We start from the raw sequence: 16,773 nt of genomic DNA, 5'->3' as shown, positions 1-16,773 counted from the left end.
CAAGATGGTCTACTCAAGGTCGTGCGCAGAGAGAAAAAGTTGTGTAGAGAAAAGCTTTCAAACTATGATTGGGTTTGGGTTGAATTGGGGCTATTAGCTCAGGTGGTTAGAGCGCACCCCTGATAAGGGTGAGGCTCCTGGTTCGAGTCCAGGATGGCCCACCTGAATCAATGCAAAATTAAAAATTCAAAATTCAAAATTAAGAAATTGTTTTTGAATTTTGCATTTGGAATTTTGAATTGTGTTGGGGGGTTTAGCTCAGTTGGTAGAGCGCCTGCTTTGCAAGCAGGATGTCAGCGGTTCGAGTCCGCTAACCTCCACCTGGAAAAAAGAGCAAAAAGAAAAGAGGGAAAAATTCAGCAACTAGGAAACACAATAGTGTTGTTAGACTGCTGGGTGAAGACCTAGCCAGAACCTTGAAAACTGCATAAAAACGCGAAAAGCAGGCAGAAACAGACATTGACACGACATTAGTTAGTGTGAATGAAAGTGGAAGCAAAAAAGACCAAAGAAGTTGTGGTCAAGCGAATAAGGGCTAATGGTGGATACCTAGGCACACAGAGGCGAAGAAGGACGTGGTTACCGACGAAATACTCCGGGGAGTTGGAAGCAAACTATGAGCCGGAGATGTCCGAATGGGGGAACCCTAAATACTACCTGTTGAATATATAGACAGGAAAGAGCCAACCTGGCGAACTGAAACATCTTAGTAGCCAGAGGAAGAGAAATCAACAGAGATTCCCAAAGTAGTGGTGAGCGAAATGGGAAAAGCCTAAACCAAAGGGTAAACCTTTTGGGGTAGTGGGACAGCGATATCGAATCTAGAGGTTAGACGAAGCAGCGAAATACTGCACCAGAGAAAGTGAAAGTCTTGTAGTCGAAAATCAAAGGATAGTAGCTGCATCCCGAGTAGCATGGGGCACGAGGAATCCCATGTGAATCAGCGAGAGACCATCTCGTAAGGCTAAATACTACTGTGTGACCGATAGTGAACCAGTACCGCGAGGGAAAGGTGAAAAGAACCCCGCAAGGGGAGTGAAACAGAACATGAAACCATTAGCCTACAAGCAGTGGGAGTCCGATTAAACGGATGACCGCGTGCCTGTTGAAGAATGAGCTAAGCGACTTATAGGCACTGGTAGGTTAAAGCGAGAATGCTGGAGCCAAAGGGAAACCGAGTCTGAAAAGGGCGGTAATCAGTGTTTATAGACCCGAACCCTGGTGATCTAACCATGGCCAGGATGAAGCTTGGGTAACACCAAGTGGAGGTCCGAACCGACCGATGTTGAAAAATCGGCGGATGAGTTGTGGTTAGGGGTGAAATGCCAATCGAACCAGGAGCTAGCTGGTTCTCCCCGAAATGTGTTGAGGCGCAGCGGTAATGATTATACCTGGGGGGTAAAGCACTGTTTCGGTGCGGGCTGGGAGACCGGTACCAAATCGAGACAAACTCAGAATACCCAGAGAACACATTGCCAGTGAGACGGTGGGGGATAAGCTTCATCGTCAAGAGGGAAACAGCCCAGACCACCAGCTAAGATTTCCCCAAATCATCGCTAAGTGATAAAGGAGGTGAGAGTGCACAGACAACTAGGAGGTTTGCCTAGAAGCAGCCACCCTTGAAAGAGTGCGTAATAGCTCACTAGTCAAGCGCTCTTGCGCCGAAAATGAACGGGGCTAAGCGATGTACCGAAGCTGTGGGATTACTAATAATAATCGGTAGGGGAGCGTTCCGTAGTAGGTAGAAGCAGTAGCGGCGAGCAGCTGTGGACGAGACGGAAGTGAGAATGTCGGCTTGAGTAGCGCAAATATTGGTGAGAATCCAATACCCCGAAACCCTAAGGGTTCCAGAGCCAGGTTCGTCCACTCTGGGTTAGTCGGGACCTAAGGCGAGGTCGAAAGGCGTAGTCGATGGACACAGGGTCAACAATCCCTGACTAGTATATGGGAGCATTTCTAGGGACGCATGAAAAATAGCCATACCCTGATTGGTTTGGGAGGGGTTTACGAACTCCGAGTGGTGAAAGATAGTGCCAAGAAAAGCTAGTAATGTGATGAACATATAGTACCCGTACCCGAAACCGACACAGGTAGGGAGGTTGAGAATACCAAGGGGCGCGAGATAACTCTCTCTAAGGAACTCGGCAAAATGGCCCCGTAACTTCGGAAGAAGGGGTGCCCACCTCAGCAGTGGGTCGCAGTGAAGAGATCCAGGCGACTGTTTACCAAAAACACAGGTCTCCGCCAACTCGTAAGAGGAAGTATGGGGGCTGACGCCTGCCCAGTGCCGGAAGGTTAAGGAAGTTGGTCAGGGCAACTGAAGCTGACGACCGAAGCCCCGGTGAACGGCGGCCGTAACTATAACGATCCCTAAGGTAGCGAAATTCCTTGTCGGGTAAGTTCCGACCCGCACGAAAGGCGTAACGATCTGGATGGTGTCTCAGAGAGAGACTCGGCGAAATAGGAATGTCTGTGAAGATACGGACTGCCTGCACCTGGACAGAAAGACCCTATGAAGCTTTACTGTAGCCTGGAATTGTGTCCGGGCTTCGCTTGCGCAGGATAGGTGGGAAGCGATGAAGTTTTCCTTGTGGGGAAGATGGAGCTAACGGTGAGATACCACTCTGGCGAAGCTAGGATTCTAACTAACTACCGTCATCCGGTAGTAGGACAGTTTCAGGTGGGCAGTTTGACTGGGGCGGTCGCCTCCTAAAAGGTAACGGAGGCGCGCAAAGGTTCCCTCAGCACGCTTGGAAACCGTGCGGCGAGTGTAAAGGCAATAAGGGAGCTTGACTGCAAGACCGACAAGTCGCGCAGGTACGAAAGTAGGCCTTAGTGATCCGACGGCGCAGTATGGAATGGCCGTCGCTCAACGGATAAAAGTTACTCTAGGGATAACAGGCTGATCTCCCCCAAGAGTCCACATCGACGGGGAGGTTTGGCACCTCGATGTCGGCTCATCGCAACCTGGGGCGGAAGTACGTCCCAAGGGTTGGGCTGTTCGCCCATTAAAGCGGTACGTGAGCTGGGTTCAGAACGTCGTGAGACAGTTCGGTCCATATCCGGTGCAGGCGTTAGAACATTGCGAGGAGCCTTCCTTAGTACGAGAGGACCGGGAAGGACGCACCGCTGGTGTACCAGTTATTGTACCAACTGTAAACGCTGGGTAGCCAAGTGCGGAGTGGATAACCGCTGAAAGCATCTAAGTGGGAAGCCCACCTCAAGATGAGTGTTCTCACTACTTTAAGTAGGTAAGGTCACGGGCAGAACACCCGTTCTTAGGCGGTAGGTGGAAGTGCAGTAATGTATGCAGCCGAGCCGTGCTAACAGACCGAGGGCTTGACCTCTCATTCTTTGGTTTCGCGTTTTTTGCAGTCTTCAGGGTCTTTGACTCTACAGCTTTTCCTGGTGTTGATTGCGCGGTGGAACCACTCTGACCCCTTCCCGAACTCAGTTGTGAAACGCTGCTGCGGCTACGATAGTTTAGGGGTCGCCCTCTGCTACAATCGCTCTTCGCCAGGTCTTCTTTTCTCATCAGCCCCTTGACTCTACGTCTCCAGGGGCTTTTGGTTTACGCTCTATTTTTTTCTCATCAACCTCACATTACGCACTTCAATAAGTTAAGACAATATAAAATTTTGCTTATAGTTGCAGAAGTTGAGCGTCAACAGCTATGGTTGTATGAAAATAAAAAACAGAGTATTGATGACTGCATTGTTAGTTTAACCCAATCGCATATCCTCCAATCGTCCGGGTTAAAACGGATAAACCTGTAGAATTTGGGGCAAAATTGTCTGCTAGTTGTTTTGACGGATATGCTATGAATAAATTGTTCTATGGGCAATAAAAAGCGATCGCTCAATCATTTCTCAGTTACAATGTGGAGCGATCGCCTAATTATGTTAAATCTACCAAAACTACAAATTGAGTTAGCTATAAGCATCCATCGGTAGACAAGAACAAACAAAATTCCTGTCTCCAAAAGCCGCGTCAATTCTACCTACACTCGGCCAGAATTTATGTTCTCGTGTCCACGGTGCAGGGTAGGCGGCTTGTTCACGAGAATAGGAATGTTGCCATTCTCCACTGATGAGACTTTCGACAGTGTGGGGGGCATTTTTCAAGAGATTATCTTGAGTATCCATCTTACCTGCTTCAATTTCCGCAATCTCTTGCCGAATTGCTATCAGCGCATCACAAAAACGATCTAATTCTGCTTTAGATTCGCTTTCTGTAGGTTCTACCATAATTGTCCCCCCCACAGGCCAAGAGACAGTCGGCGCGTGGAAACCATAGTCCATCAGACGCTTGGCGACATCATCAATTTCGATGTTGGCAGATTTTTTGAGCGATCGCAAATCTAAAATACACTCATGGGCAACTAAACCATTCTGCCCTTTGTACAACACCGGATAGTAATCTTCTAGTCTCTTGGCGATGTAATTAGCATTGAGAATTGCCACCTTAGTTGCTTGGGTTAAACCATCAGCTCCCATCATGGCAATATACATCCAAGAAATCACCAAAATACTAGCACTTCCCCAAGGCGCAGCCGCCACAGCACCAACTTTGGTATTGGATATTTCTTGTTTCCCAGTCCCCAGTCCCCAGTCCCCAGTCCCCATGACTGGATGTCCTGGTAAAAATGGTACAAGATGAGATGCAACGCCAATCGGACCCATACCAGGGCCACCGCCCCCGTGGGGAATACAGAATGTTTTATGCAAGTTTAAATGACAGACATCTGCGCCAATATCACCAGGACGACAAATACCCACTTGGGCATTCATATTTGCCCCATCCATGTAAACTTGTCCACCGTGACTATGAATTACAGCACAAATTTCCTGAATACCTGCTTCAAACACACCATGAGTTGAAGGATAAGTCACCATCAAAGCTGCAAGTTCATGGCTGTGTTTTTCTGCCTTAGCTTTGAGGTCATCAACATCAATATTACCATCGGCATCACAGGCAACTGCGACAACCTTCATCCCACACATCACCGCGCTAGCCGGGTTTGTCCCATGTGCAGAAGTAGGAATCAAACAAACATTGCGGTGTGCTTCTCCTCGGCTGGTGTGATACTGACGAATTACCAACAATCCTGTATATTCTCCCTGAGAACCAGCGTTAGGTTGTAAGGAAACACCAGCAAATCCGGTAATTTCTCCTAACCATGTCTCTAGTTGTTGAAACAAGACTTGATAACCGTGTGTTTGGGATAAAGGCGCAAAAGGATGTATTCTGCCAAATTCTTCCCAAGTCACAGGTATCATCTCCGCCGTGGCGTTTAACTTCATCGTACAGGAACCCAAGGGAATCATCGATGTTGTTAAAGACAAATCTTTAGTCTCTAATTTGTGGAGATAACGCAGTAATTCTGTTTCGGAATGATAGCGGTTGAATATGGGGTGAGTCAGGTAGGTAGTAGTACGAGGGAGGGGGAGAGATTGGGAAGATTTTAGTTCTTCTGGGGTAAAGGATAGCTCATTTTCACCTGCGAAGATATGCCACAAGTCGATTAAATCTTGTGGTGTGGTAGTTTCGTCTAAGGAGATACCCACAGCAGTATGATCAAAAATCCGCAAGTTAATGTTTTTGGCTTGGCAACCTTCGAGAATAGTTTCTAAATTAGTTTCGCCTAACTCGACTCGCAAGGTATCAAAGAAATGTGCAGAACTAATCTTGTAACCCAGACGCTTTAATCCTGCTGCCAAAGTTACAGTTAGCTGATGGATATTTTCGGCAATTTGTTTAAGTCCATCCGCACCATGATAGACAGCATACATACTTGCCATTACAGCGAGTAGTACCTGGGCTGTACAAATATTACTGGTAGCTTTTTCCCGACGGATGTGTTGTTCGCGGGTTTGCAAAGCTAGCCGCAAAGCTGTTTTACCGTGGACATCTTTCGATACACCCACAATTCGTCCTGGAACTAGCCGCTTGTATTCTTCTTTAGTGGCAAAGAATGCAGCGTGGGGGCCGCCAAAACCTAAAGGAATACCAAAGCGCTGGGTGCTACCAACGGCAATATCAGCACCAAATTCGCCGGGAGGAGTCAGTAAAGTTAAGCTTAAAGGATCGGCGGCTACCGTGACCAATGCACCTTGAGCATGGGCTTGTTCGATAAAAGCGCGGTAGTCGTAGATTGTACCATCACTGGCCGGATATTGGAGAACTGCCCCGAAGATCGGTTGAGTAAAATCAAAGGTCTGATGATCACCGACAATAATTTTAATCCCTAAAGGTTCAGCCCGTGTTTGCAAGACATCAATAGTTTGGGGATGACAATCATGAGAAACAAAATAGGCATTGGCTTTATTTTTAGCAACACCATAACTCATACTCATGGCTTCGGCGGCGGCTGTTGCTTCATCTAGTAGGGAAGCATTGGCAATTTCCAACCCTGTCAAATCGATAATCATGGTTTGGAAATTCAGCAGCGCTTCTAGTCGTCCTTGGGCAATTTCTGGTTGATAGGGAGTGTAGGCAGTATACCACCCAGGATTTTCTAAAATATTTCGTCCAATTACGGGTGGAGTAATCGTATCGTAATACCCCATACCAATGTATGAGCGAAACACCTGATTTTTCGAGGCAATTTGTTTTAACTGGGCTAGTGCGGCGTACTCAGTTTGTGCTGCTGGTAACTGTAGCGCTTGATTTAGCTGAATTGCCGATGGTACTGTTTGATCAATTAGCTCATCTAGAGTAGCAAAGCCCAAGACCTCAAGCATTTGCTGAATGTCTGGTGATGATGTTCCTATATGTCTATGTATAAAATTATTTAAATCTTGCTTTTGATCGCTTAGTCGTTGGCGATCGCTATAAGACTGATTTATAGAGGCATAATATACCACTAAACTAAACTCCAGACGCAACTTATTTATATTTTGCAACAAATACAGTTAACTCGTCAGAGTAGCGGGTATTTTCTTTGACACATCTTTGATAAATTGAGGATTTATGCCACTTGTACACATAAACTTTCATAAAGACTGTCAATAGTCAACAGTTAACAGTCAAAATTTAAGGTTTCTGCTGATTTTGGACAATTGACTATTGACTAGACAAACCAGAAAAACAGCAAAGACTCACGGCAACCCCATTTACTTTAACCTTGTGATTGCCTAATTCGCCTCAATAGTTCATACTCAAATTCTTCATCTGTGATGCAAAGCACACCAGGACGAGAGCGAATGATAGTCAGGTAGTACTGAAATGCTTCTTCGTCTTGAGGATTGCGTCTTACGTAATCGCGCAATTCTTGTTCTGTCATTGACTCGTAATTGCGATTCACTCGATTATCACCTCCCCATTTGGAAGTATCTCTATTTGTATTGTGTCTCCAACCAAGATTACGATTCGGTTAGTCCGTCTATCAAATCTAACCAAATTTATGGGTAATAACAAATTGCTCACTCTGACACATCTTTGATAAAGCGATTTGAGTTGCTCTGGTGTTGGTTCCATGTCGCGTATTCACGGTTCTGATGAGGAGAAAGGGAAAAATTTCTATCTTCCCCTTCCCGTTCTCCTATTCTCCTTCTACCTCAGCGCGATACTCATCAGCAGTCAAGGCATCAATGAGTTCATCAGGATCATTAATACGGACTTTGAGAAACCACCCTTCACCGTAAGGATCATCTGCAACGGCTTCGGGAGATTCCATTAAAGCCTCGTTGCGTTCTACCACTGTACCTGTGATGGGTGCGTTTAAATCTTCAACAGCTTTAACTGATTCAATCGAGCCAAAGGTATCACCTTTAGTTAGTAAGTCACCGATTTCTGGCAGTTCCAAAAATACTACATCACCCAATTGGTCTACGGCAAACTCTGTAATACCAATAGTGGCAATTTCCCCATCTAGCCTCACGTATTCATGAGTATCTAAATATTTCAAATCTTGAGGGTATTCAAAAGACATTTCACTTCCTCTTAGACATCAAAACAATGAGCGTTCCCAAGTAATTCACATCATACTTAGTAATTAACCAGACTGTAGATAGAATATTTAGTCATTGGTCATTGGTCATTAGTCAATGGTCAATGGTCAATGGTCAATGGTCAATGGTCATTAGTCATTAGCATTTCCCTGCCTCCCCTGCACCCCTTCCCTAGCCCCTAGCCTTTACTCTTCGACTTATAAAACGGGCGTTTCACTACAACGGCTGGGTGGGCTTTACCACGAATTTCTACTTGTAGGTGCTGTCCGATTTTGGCGAGTGGGGTGGGAACGTAGGCTAGGGCAATAGGATTACCCAGGGTGGGCGATAGAGTACCACTGGTGACTTCTCCAACTACTTTACCGTCTGCTAGCACTGGGTAGCCATGACGGGCAATATTTCGTCCTTGGGTTTGCAAGCCTACAAGTCGGCGTTGTACAGTTGTAGCTTTTTGTTGCTCTAAAACTGACCGACCGATAAAATCTCCTTTGGTATCGAGGTGAACTAACCACCCTAAACCTGCTTCTAGAGGGGTGGTGTTGTCATCAATATCTTGTCCGTAAAGGGCCATTGCTGCTTCTAGTCGTAGGGTGTCCCTTGCACCTAAGCCACAGGGAACAACGCCAGCATTGTTGAGACTGCGCCACAATTCTACCCCGATCGCTGGGTCTACTAAAACTTCAAAACCATCCTCGCCGGTGTAACCTGTGCGAGCGATAAAGGCTCTTTGACCGAGTATTGTTGTTTCTAGGTGTCCAAAGGCTTTGAGTTGTTGTAAATCTTCTTGGACAAATGGTTGTAGATAATTTATGGCTTTTGGCCCCTGGATAGCAATCAGGACTTTTGCTGGTGATAAATCTTGAAATTGCACCTGATTTTGGTCGAGGTGTGACAATATCCAAGTTTTATCTTTATTTGTGGTGGCTGCATTAACGATAATGAATGCTTTTTGTGTACCTGTCGGATCTTCTCCTTGGTAGTAGACGATGATGTCATCGATAATGCCACCTTGGGGATTTAACAACACAGTGTATTGAGCTTGTCCTGGTTGTAACCGATTTAAGTCGGAAGGAACTAAAACTTGGAGTTGAGAAATTAGGTTTTTACCTTGGAGAGTAAATTTGCCCATGTGAGAAATATCAAACATCCCGGCTGTAGTTCTCACGGCTGCGTGTTCGCGGGCGATACCACTAAATTGTACTGGCATTTCCCAGCCGCCAAAGCTGGTAAAGCGGGCTTTGAGTTCTACACCCAGTTGATATAAAGGGGTTCTGACTAGGGTTTGGGCGGTATCTTGTTGATTAGCCACAGGTGGTTTTATTTATGCGATCGCACTCCAACATTTAGTATCTTACGGGAAGGTTTCAGTTTTGACATCAAGGAGATGGAAGGGGACAAGGAGAAAATTACTTAATTACTCTTTCCCCCCATCTCCCACTCCCCCCATCTCCCACTCTCCCCACCCCTTACTCATAACTCCCCACTAGTGTTTAATATTATGGTGGAGTGTTGAGATTTATTAAGAAAAAGTTATGAAATTTTGCCGAGTGTTAGCTAGTCTTGTTTTAGCTGTGGTGTTATTTTTGTTTCCTCTGTCGGCGCAAGCTGCTAGTTCTTCCAGTATTACTCGTTCGGCTGGTGATGAACTCAAGGGAAAAGATTTTAGTAGTCAAAGTTTAATTGGTACTGAGTTTACCAATATCAGCTTAGAGAATGCTAATTTTAGCAATGCCGACTTACGTGGTGGTGTATTTAACGGCACGGTGTTAGAGGGAGTTAATCTACATGGTGTAGATTTTAGCAACGGGATTGCCTATTTAGCTAAGTTCTCAAACGCTGATTTGACTGATGCTGTGTTGGCAGATGCGATGATGCTGCGTTCTAGTTTTGACAATGTTGACGTTACTGGTGCAGATTTTACCAATGCGGTTTTAGATGGGCCACAGGTGAAAAAACTGTGTGTTAAAGCTAGTGGGGTGAATTCTAAAACTGGTGTAGATACTCGTGAGTCTTTGGGTTGTAAGTAAAGGAGTGCTGAGTGGGGAGTGCTGAGTGTTGAGTAGCTATTAATTATTCTCCCCTGCATCCCTGCACCCTGTCCCCTCGTTCCTTAATCTCTGCTTATGATAAGAAAGACTCTTTTCTAACCATAAGAAATAAACGACTCTTAATTGTCATTGTGGTAAGTGACACCAATTAGAATGTAATCTCGACAATAGTATTTATATAGAGCAGGTGTATCCCGCGCGTGAAGCTATTCGTATACCATACCCCGGAACAAACTCCTACAGGTCAAGCTCCTGACTGCGCGATCGCAGTTGATGTCTTGCGAGCTACGAGTACTATAGCAACTGTCTTATCGGCTGGAGGCGAAGCTGTGCAAGTCTTCAGTGATTTAGAACAACTGATCGCTGTCAGTGAAACCTGGCCAGCACAAAAACGATTGCGTGCTGGTGAACGTGGTGGTGCGAAAGTTGCTGGTTTTGAGTTGGGTAACTCTCCTCTCGACTGTACGCCAGAATTGGTGGAGGGACGGCGTTTGTTTATTAGTACTACTAATGGCACTCGCGCTTTAAAAAGGATAGAAGACTCCCCCACTGTACTAACAGCCGCTTTTATTAACCGAGCCGCAGTAGTTAATTATCTTGTGGAAAAGCAACCGGAAACAGTTTGGATTGTCGGTTCAGGTTGGGAAGGGAGTTTTTCTTTGGAGGATACCGCTTGTGCAGGTGCGATCGCTCATGGTGTAGTTGAACAATCCCATTTACCCCCAGAAGATGTAGCTGGGAATGATGAAGTAATTAGTGCGATCGCTCTTTACTCCCAATGGCAAAAGGATCTACTGGGGTTATTCCATCATGCTAGTCATGGCAAACGTCTTGTGCGTCTTGACTGTCATGAAGACCTGAAATATTGTTCTCAAACTGATGTTTTAGCTGTCTTACCCACTCAGCAGGAACCAGGGATATTTAAAAGTAAAAGTTAAATATCAAAATTCCAAGTTCAAAAATTCCCTTGTCTTGTCTATTTGTCATGTCTCGGCAAAACTGGCCAAGGGTCTGATACTAATTCGTAATTCGTAATTCGTAATACCTCTACGCGGAAGCAAGCTACGTAATACCCTACGGGAAGGCTTGTGCCTTCGTAATACTCACTTTTATGTGATAAGCAAGCTACATAATTCGTAATTAAGAAAGTTTTACAAACTGTTACCAATCAGAATAAAAGGTGACCAATAGTATGGGTGACTAAGGTTACTTGCATTAATAGTGGAAAACTTGTTGTTAACTGAATTTAACTTGCCAGTAATCAAAGCTATTTGAGCTTGTTGTAAAGCTGAGGCTTTCGTAATTTTTCCTGTCGATAAGTTGGCATAAAAAATACTCATTAATATTTGCGTACCACCATCATCTACAGACCATAATGAAGCGATCGCTGCTTTAGCACCAGTTTTTTGCATCTGATAACCAAAGCCTAGAATTTCTTGTCCATTACCTAACTTGCCACCCAAACCAGTTTCACAGGCGCTCAAGACTACCAAATCTACATGAGGTAGTGACCAAGTAGAAATATCATTCAGATTCACGCGATCGCCATTACCAAATAAAATGAACGAATCTTGTGGCTTACCCACGACAAAGGCGGCATGAGTTGCTAAATGCACAATTGTGTAATCATCCATTTGCGGTACAGTCACCTGGGGACTAAAAGCATCATCTAAAAGTTTCTTAGTCTGGGGAAAAGTGGCTGCTAAATTTTCCACTTCTAAAGCCGCAAATGGCAAGCCGGAAAATGCAACTTGGCGATTTCCCACACTAACTTGGTAATTACCTTGAGTAAAAGCACCCGCTAAAACTCGCAAAGTTTGCTCGCGGGGAGTGTTCAAGTTAGTCAAGCTAGCAGATGTAATGTGATTGACACTATAACGCTCAACTAGCCATTTTTGACCATCATACAAGGCTGAGAGGGGAATGTAGCGTAACTGATCATCTGGTGCATAAAGCAAGCTTTCTATTCCAGCTTGCTGGAGTTCGGTTTCTATGGGTTTAATTAGCCAGTCATACAATTGACGTGCTGGTGTTTTCACGTTGCGAGTGGGATTAGTTAAGGCTTGACGAAAGGTAGCGATGGTTTTGTTGAGTTTTTCTCTAGAAACATCTACAGTCCGATAAATTGGTGGCGCATCGGCAGTGACTAAGACTAACTGCAAACTATTCTGGAGAACTAAAGGATAGATAATTGCCGATTTTTGTGGTAGTCTAGCTAGATTATCTCGAATCTCGTTGATATTTTCTAAATCTAAATTTTGCCGTCTAGCAGTCCGGCTAATTTGCTCTAATTGTGCTGTTACGGCTGGACTACTAATAAATTTGTTGAATGCGTCTAAAAGTTGCTGCTGTTGTGTCACCAGTTGCTTAATGCGTTGGTTTTGTTGTGGCGATCGCACTTGTGGAGGTATTTTTCTTAATGTTGTCAGTTCTTTACCCAATACCACCGCGTTATCTACCGTCTCGGTTAACTTCTGTTTAACAGGCTTTTCGCCTGGGATAATCTCAATACCTTTAGCCGTGCGTTTATTTCCAGGGACATTTTGCAGATAATTGTGTAGTTCTTCTACCTTGAGTAAATCTATAGTCCGTTGTGCTTCGGCTACACGTCCCTGTTTGAGTAATGTTTCACTTAAAATTCGGTATGTTTGATCTACCGTCAGATTGTAAGCATTTGGTTCAGGTGCAGATAAAGTAGATGGTTGTAAACGTGCTAATTCACGATTAATTACACAATGCTTGTAAAAAAAAATTGCCAACTCTGGTTGATTTTGAATTTGAAACAAGTAGCCGATGTTACTGTATGTCTTGCCTCGTTCCACAAGATTGTTATTCTGTTTATAGATAATTGCTGCTGCTTGAAAAGATTTGAACGCTAGCTCATACTGTCCTTGATTTTGATAGACTCTACCGATATTGTTTAAAGTTACACCTTCCCAAAAAATATTGCCTGTTTCTCTAGTTAGGGTCAAAGCTTGCTGTAATTTTTGTAATGCAGGTGAGTGTTGGTTTTGTCGGGAGTCAGCGATCGCTTGGGTGTTGAGATCCTCCAGAAGCGATCGGTCATTTTTTTGAGATAATGTTTGAGGTGTACTTCCGTTATTATATGGAAAAGTTACTTGTTGCTCTTGTGATTTTACCGACGCAAAACTCCAGAAAATAACTACAGGTAAAACTAAAACACTTAAATAGCGGAGATGATATTGCATGATAATATACTCCATTATTTAGGAGTGGGAACACTAATAAATTCAATAGACTTTACAATACACTGCTTTTTTATGCTATTCCAGATGTGAAAAAATCATAGTTGCCAAGAGAAAAATGTCTGAAGAACAATTAAGCCAAGCACAAATACCATCTACCAGTGCGATCGAACTTCCCTCTACTACCGACTTTGATAGCTGGTTTACATATCCTGTAAAAATACAACCTCATCACACTGATTATGCAGGTGTTGCGTGGCACGGTAGCTACATCAACTGGATGGAAGAAGCACGGATAGAATGCTTGCGTTCCATAGGTATTGATTATGTTGATTTAGTCGCTTTGGGATGTGATTTGCCAGTTGTCGAACTTTCCCTACGTTATCATCGTGCCATTCAACTAGGTATGACAGTTTTAGTCAAAACGCGCATGACAGATGTAACTGGTGTTCGTCTCAACTGGGATTATGCGATCGTTTCTACTGATGGAGAGCAATTATTTACTACTGCCAAAGTCACTTTAGTAGCTTTAGATCGGGAAAGAGGTAAAATTATGCGTCAGCTACCAACAAGTGTTAAAGATGCCCTAGCTAAAGTTTCTTTAATACAAGATAAGTAAATCTGAGAGGATGTTTTAAAAGAATCATGCGTAACACCAAAATCTCAAAAACCTAACCCCTAACCCCTTCCTAGTAAGGAAAGGAAACAAGAAAATCAGGGTTTCAGAGCCTCTCGACCTTTCGGGGAGCCAGTGCGTTGCGTATTTTTCCCCCGTTGTAGCAACTGGCGTGATACCAATTCACAAAAATCCTGATACATATAGCTTACTCGTTGGGTATTGTCCGCCCACCGTTAAAACGGTGGTCTCATAGCTTAAGTCCATTAAAATGGACTCTGATATTCAGTCCTCTTGAGAGGACTTTAGCTATGAGACAGGGATTTACAATCCCTGACGGACTGACGGACTCACGTATTTGTATCATTATTAAAGTGAAATGGTATGAGAGGTACTCTACGAGAAGCGATTCGCTCTATGGAGAGGGGTTTATAGTATACTTTTTGACTTTTCAAACAACCTTTTAAAAATCCAGTATGGATAAAGATTTTCTAGCAATATGAAAAGCTGAGAGGAAGGAAATTTCTATCATGCCCTGATAATGCTGCTCTATGGTGTCTTTTAATCCGGCAAATAGGGCAATTCTGATGTTTGCATCTAATCCGATATAAGGCGATAGAGTACTCAACAGCAGTAAATAATCATCAACATGATATGTAATAGTAAAGATAATATTTTCGGAAATTAAATCTTCAAATAAACCAGAATCCAGAATTTTCTGTCCGAATCCTTGGAGGATGCGCTCTTGAGTGTTTCTATCTTCATACTGCCCCAGGGAAGGCGCGTGAATTTGATAAACCTCACGTAACTTTTGGTAAACTGCATACTGGGGTTGAGGTGTCATATTCCACAGTAAAATCAAAAAACCATTGTCTTGTAAGGCTGCTGCTGTTTTGCGATATGCTATCTCTGGTGTCACCCAATGGAGAGAAGTAGCTGCGAGAACAGCATTAAATTTTGCTGGTTCTAATTCCCAGTCTTCAAATAAGGTCTGGTGAATTTCTACTTGGGGATAGGCTGCACAGTTTTGTCTAGCTATGTCACAAGCTGCTGGACTAGGTTCTAGACACACCATTTTTAAACCTAACTGAGCAAATGCCAAAGTAGCATTTCCAGGGCCACAACCTATTTCCAGAATGCTACTATCAGAACCAAGTTGTGTTAACTCAACAACACGATCAATGATTGCTTGAGGATAGCGTGGCCTAGTTTTGTTATAGGCATTGGCAACTTGTGAGTACCAGTTTTTTCGTTGTTCCAAGTCTTGTGAATACCAGTTTTTGCTTGTTTGTGAGTCGCTCATTGATCATTAACTCAACAATTTCTCAAATCATACTCTCCCCAAACCCCTGTGCAAAATGACTAGGATTAAGCAAGAGGTAAATTTAAAATTGACATGACTTCCATACTCCCCGAACCTCATCATAGCGATTCACCCAACTGGGAAGAAGAGTTAGATAGTGCCATTTTTAGCTTTGAGGATATTCAAGCAGAACTGAATTATAAACAAGCGCAAACGGCACTACGAAACTTAGTAGCTAATCTTGACCTCAGTGTGCAAGAAAAAACTGGCTTGGAGTCGGAAATCGCTGATTTAGAAACCATGCTAGGGAAATTAGATCACATGGTAGTGCAAATTGCCGTATTTGGCATGGTGGGACGGGGTAAGTCTTCCTTACTCAATGCTTTAGTTGGGGAAACTGTCTTTGAAACTGGCCCTTTACATGGTGTAACTCGTGCGGCTCAACGAGTAAATTGGCACATTAATGAAGAGGCGATTGGAGAAACAGAATGCGCCTTGCGAGTGACTTTACCTGCTGTTGGGCAATCGCAGGTGGAGTTAATTGATACACCTGGGTTAGATGAAATTGACGGAGAAACACGTACAGTATTGGCACAACAAATTGCCAAACAGGCAGATTTGATTCTGTTCGTGATTTCTGGCGACATGACGAAGATAGAACATGAGGCGCTTTCTCAGTTACGAGAAGCTGGTAAGCCGATCATTTTAGTATTTAACAAGGTAGATCAATATCCCGAAGCAGACCGGATCACAATCTATCAGAAAATTCGGGATGAGAGAGTCAAAGAGTTACTCACGCCGCTAGAAATCGTCATGACGGCTGCATCGCCAATCGTGAAAACATCTGTACGTCGTCCTGATGGAAGTCGGGGTTTGCAGGTGCGTCCAGGTACGGCTCAAGTTGGCGAATTAAAGCTGAAAATTTTGGAGATTTTGCAACGTGAAGGTAAAGCTTTAGTGGCGCTGAATACCATGCTGTATGCTGACAATGTGAATGAGCAATTGGTGCAGCGCAAATTGATGATTCGAGAACAGAACGCCAATCAGTTGATTTGGCAGGCTGTCATGACTAAAGCTGTGGCGATCGCTCTCAATCCCATTACTATAGTAGATATACTAAGTAGCATAGTTATAGATATTGCTTTAATTCTAGGGTTGTCTAAACTCTATGGTATCCCCATGACTGAAGCTGGTGCTGTGCAATTATTGCAAAAAATCGCCTTAAGTATGGGTGGTATCGGTGTCAGTGAACTCCTAGCAAATCTAGGTTTGAGTGGGTTAAAAACTTTACTGGGTCTTTCTGCTACAGCTACAGCTGGTGTTGCTCTCGCTCCCTACGTATCTGTTGCGTTAACTCAAGCGGGGGTAGCTGGTGTCTCTTCCTATGGAATTGGACAAGTTACCAAAGCTTATTTAGCCAATGGCGCAACATGGGGACCAGACGGGCCAAAAGCAGTAATTAACAGGATTTTAGCCACACTGGATGAGACTTCTATCATCAATCGCATCAAAAATGAGTTGCAAGTGAAACTACATCAATCAAGTTAGAGATGCTGAAAACAGATTGGTCGAACTCACATATTATTACAAACCATCCTTAGCAGGTGTCGTGCTAATACCCAACAGGTAGACTATAAGAACCACAGGG

General features: G+C 44.0%; 11 protein-coding genes, 2 tRNA genes, 2 rRNA genes and 1 pseudogene. 9 read left to right on the top strand and 7 right to left on the bottom strand.

The window, feature by feature from the left end; all coding sequences use genetic code 11:
- Nucleotides 1–87 precede the first annotated feature (87 nt).
- The 5 genes and pseudogenes from FD725_RS14180 to FD725_RS14160 all read left to right on the top strand — a co-directional run.
- Nucleotides 88–161 (top strand) — tRNA-Ile (locus tag FD725_RS14180).
- An 86-nt stretch (nt 162–247) separates the two neighbouring features.
- Nucleotides 248–320: transfer RNA gene (locus FD725_RS14175), tRNA-Ala, on the top strand.
- 198 nt (nt 321–518) lie between these two features.
- Nucleotides 519–3,347: ribosomal RNA gene (locus FD725_RS14170) — 23S ribosomal RNA — on the top strand.
- Between the two features lie 57 nt (nt 3,348–3,404).
- Nucleotides 3,405–3,522: ribosomal RNA gene (rrf, locus tag FD725_RS14165) — 5S ribosomal RNA — on the top strand.
- A 95-nt stretch (nt 3,523–3,617) separates the two neighbouring features.
- Nucleotides 3,618–3,817, top strand: a pseudogene (locus FD725_RS14160) (IS5/IS1182 family transposase); the annotation flags it as partial.
- 112 nt (nt 3,818–3,929) lie between these two features.
- Here FD725_RS14160 and gcvP read toward each other — a convergent pair.
- The 5 genes from gcvP to gcvT form a co-directional block, all read right to left on the bottom strand.
- Nucleotides 3,930–6,866 carry an aminomethyl-transferring glycine dehydrogenase gene (gene gcvP, locus FD725_RS14155; RefSeq protein ID WP_179048714.1) on the bottom strand — a complete coding sequence of 979 codons (2,937 nt, stop codon included), beginning with the start codon at nt 6,864–6,866 and terminating at the stop codon, nt 3,930–3,932.
- 254 nt (nt 6,867–7,120) lie between these two features.
- Entirely contained in the window at nt 7,121–7,306 is a 186-nt protein-coding gene (locus FD725_RS14150) for a hypothetical protein (protein ID WP_372726715.1), read from the bottom strand.
- Nucleotides 7,303–7,479, bottom strand: coding sequence for a hypothetical protein (locus FD725_RS33125; RefSeq protein ID WP_372726714.1), 177 nt, complete (start codon nt 7,477–7,479; stop codon nt 7,303–7,305). Before FD725_RS33125 ends, FD725_RS14150 begins: the two co-directional genes overlap by 4 nt.
- A 64-nt stretch (nt 7,480–7,543) precedes the next feature.
- A complete protein-coding gene (gcvH, locus tag FD725_RS14145) occupies nt 7,544–7,933 on the bottom strand; it encodes a glycine cleavage system protein GcvH (protein ID WP_179048712.1) in 390 nt (129 codons plus the stop codon).
- A 197-nt stretch (nt 7,934–8,130) separates the two neighbouring features.
- Complete coding sequence (gene gcvT / locus FD725_RS14140) at nt 8,131–9,261, bottom strand: glycine cleavage system aminomethyltransferase GcvT (protein ID WP_179048711.1); 1,131 nt, start codon at nt 9,259–9,261, stop codon at nt 8,131–8,133.
- Nucleotides 9,262–9,484: 223 nt separating this feature from the next.
- On the opposite strand from gcvT, the gene FD725_RS14135 reads away from it, so the two are divergent.
- The gene (locus FD725_RS14135; protein WP_179048710.1) at nt 9,485–9,979 is read left to right on the top strand and encodes a pentapeptide repeat-containing protein; all 495 of its coding nucleotides are present in this window, start codon (nt 9,485–9,487) and stop codon (nt 9,977–9,979) included.
- Between the two features lie 221 nt (nt 9,980–10,200).
- Entirely contained in the window at nt 10,201–10,938 is a 738-nt protein-coding gene (locus FD725_RS14130) for a 2-phosphosulfolactate phosphatase family protein (protein WP_179048709.1), read from the top strand.
- A gap of 213 nt (nt 10,939–11,151) precedes the next feature.
- Here the strand turns inward: FD725_RS14130 and FD725_RS14125 are convergent, their stop codons facing one another.
- Complete coding sequence (locus FD725_RS14125) at nt 11,152–13,209, bottom strand: CHAT domain-containing protein (protein WP_179048708.1); 2,058 nt, start codon at nt 13,207–13,209, stop codon at nt 11,152–11,154.
- Nucleotides 13,210–13,324: 115 nt separating this feature from the next.
- Here FD725_RS14125 and FD725_RS14120 point away from each other — a divergent pair, with 115 nt between their 5' ends.
- Nucleotides 13,325–13,825 carry a thioesterase family protein gene (locus tag FD725_RS14120; protein ID WP_179048707.1) on the top strand — a complete coding sequence of 167 codons (501 nt, stop codon included), beginning with the start codon at nt 13,325–13,327 and terminating at the stop codon, nt 13,823–13,825.
- 460 nt (nt 13,826–14,285) lie between these two features.
- On the opposite strand, the gene FD725_RS14115 is transcribed toward FD725_RS14120, so the two are convergent.
- On the bottom strand, nt 14,286–15,125 hold the full coding sequence (locus FD725_RS14115) for a bifunctional 2-polyprenyl-6-hydroxyphenol methylase/3-demethylubiquinol 3-O-methyltransferase UbiG (RefSeq protein WP_179048706.1): 840 nt from the start codon (nt 15,123–15,125) through the stop codon (nt 14,286–14,288).
- 93 nt (nt 15,126–15,218) lie between these two features.
- Here FD725_RS14115 and FD725_RS14110 point away from each other — a divergent pair, with 93 nt between their 5' ends.
- A complete protein-coding gene (locus FD725_RS14110; protein ID WP_179048705.1) occupies nt 15,219–16,673 on the top strand; it encodes a GTP-binding protein in 1,455 nt (484 codons plus the stop codon).
- Nucleotides 16,674–16,773: the final 100 nt, after the last annotated feature.

This window comes from Nostoc sp. TCL26-01, from assembly GCF_013393945.1.
Lineage (GTDB): Bacteria > Cyanobacteriota > Cyanobacteriia > Cyanobacteriales > Nostocaceae > Trichormus.
This window is presented reverse-complemented; position numbering and strand designations above follow the sequence as displayed.

Coding starts and splice junctions, on each gene's coding strand:
- gcvH (WP_179048712.1), bottom strand. CDS start 7,933: ATGTCTTTTGAATACCCTCAAGATTTGAAATATTTAGATACTCATGAA.
- FD725_RS14115 (WP_179048706.1), bottom strand. CDS start 15,125: ATGAGCGACTCACAAACAAGCAAAAACTGGTATTCACAAGACTTGGAA.
- FD725_RS14110 (WP_179048705.1), top strand. CDS start 15,219: ATGACTTCCATACTCCCCGAACCTCATCATAGCGATTCACCCAACTGG.
- FD725_RS33125 (WP_372726714.1), bottom strand. CDS start 7,479: ATGGAACCAACACCAGAGCAACTCAAATCGCTTTATCAAAGATGTGTC.
- FD725_RS14125 (WP_179048708.1), bottom strand. CDS start 13,209: ATGCAATATCATCTCCGCTATTTAAGTGTTTTAGTTTTACCTGTAGTT.
- FD725_RS14135 (WP_179048710.1), top strand. CDS start 9,485: ATGAAATTTTGCCGAGTGTTAGCTAGTCTTGTTTTAGCTGTGGTGTTA.
- FD725_RS14120 (WP_179048707.1), top strand. CDS start 13,325: ATGTCTGAAGAACAATTAAGCCAAGCACAAATACCATCTACCAGTGCG.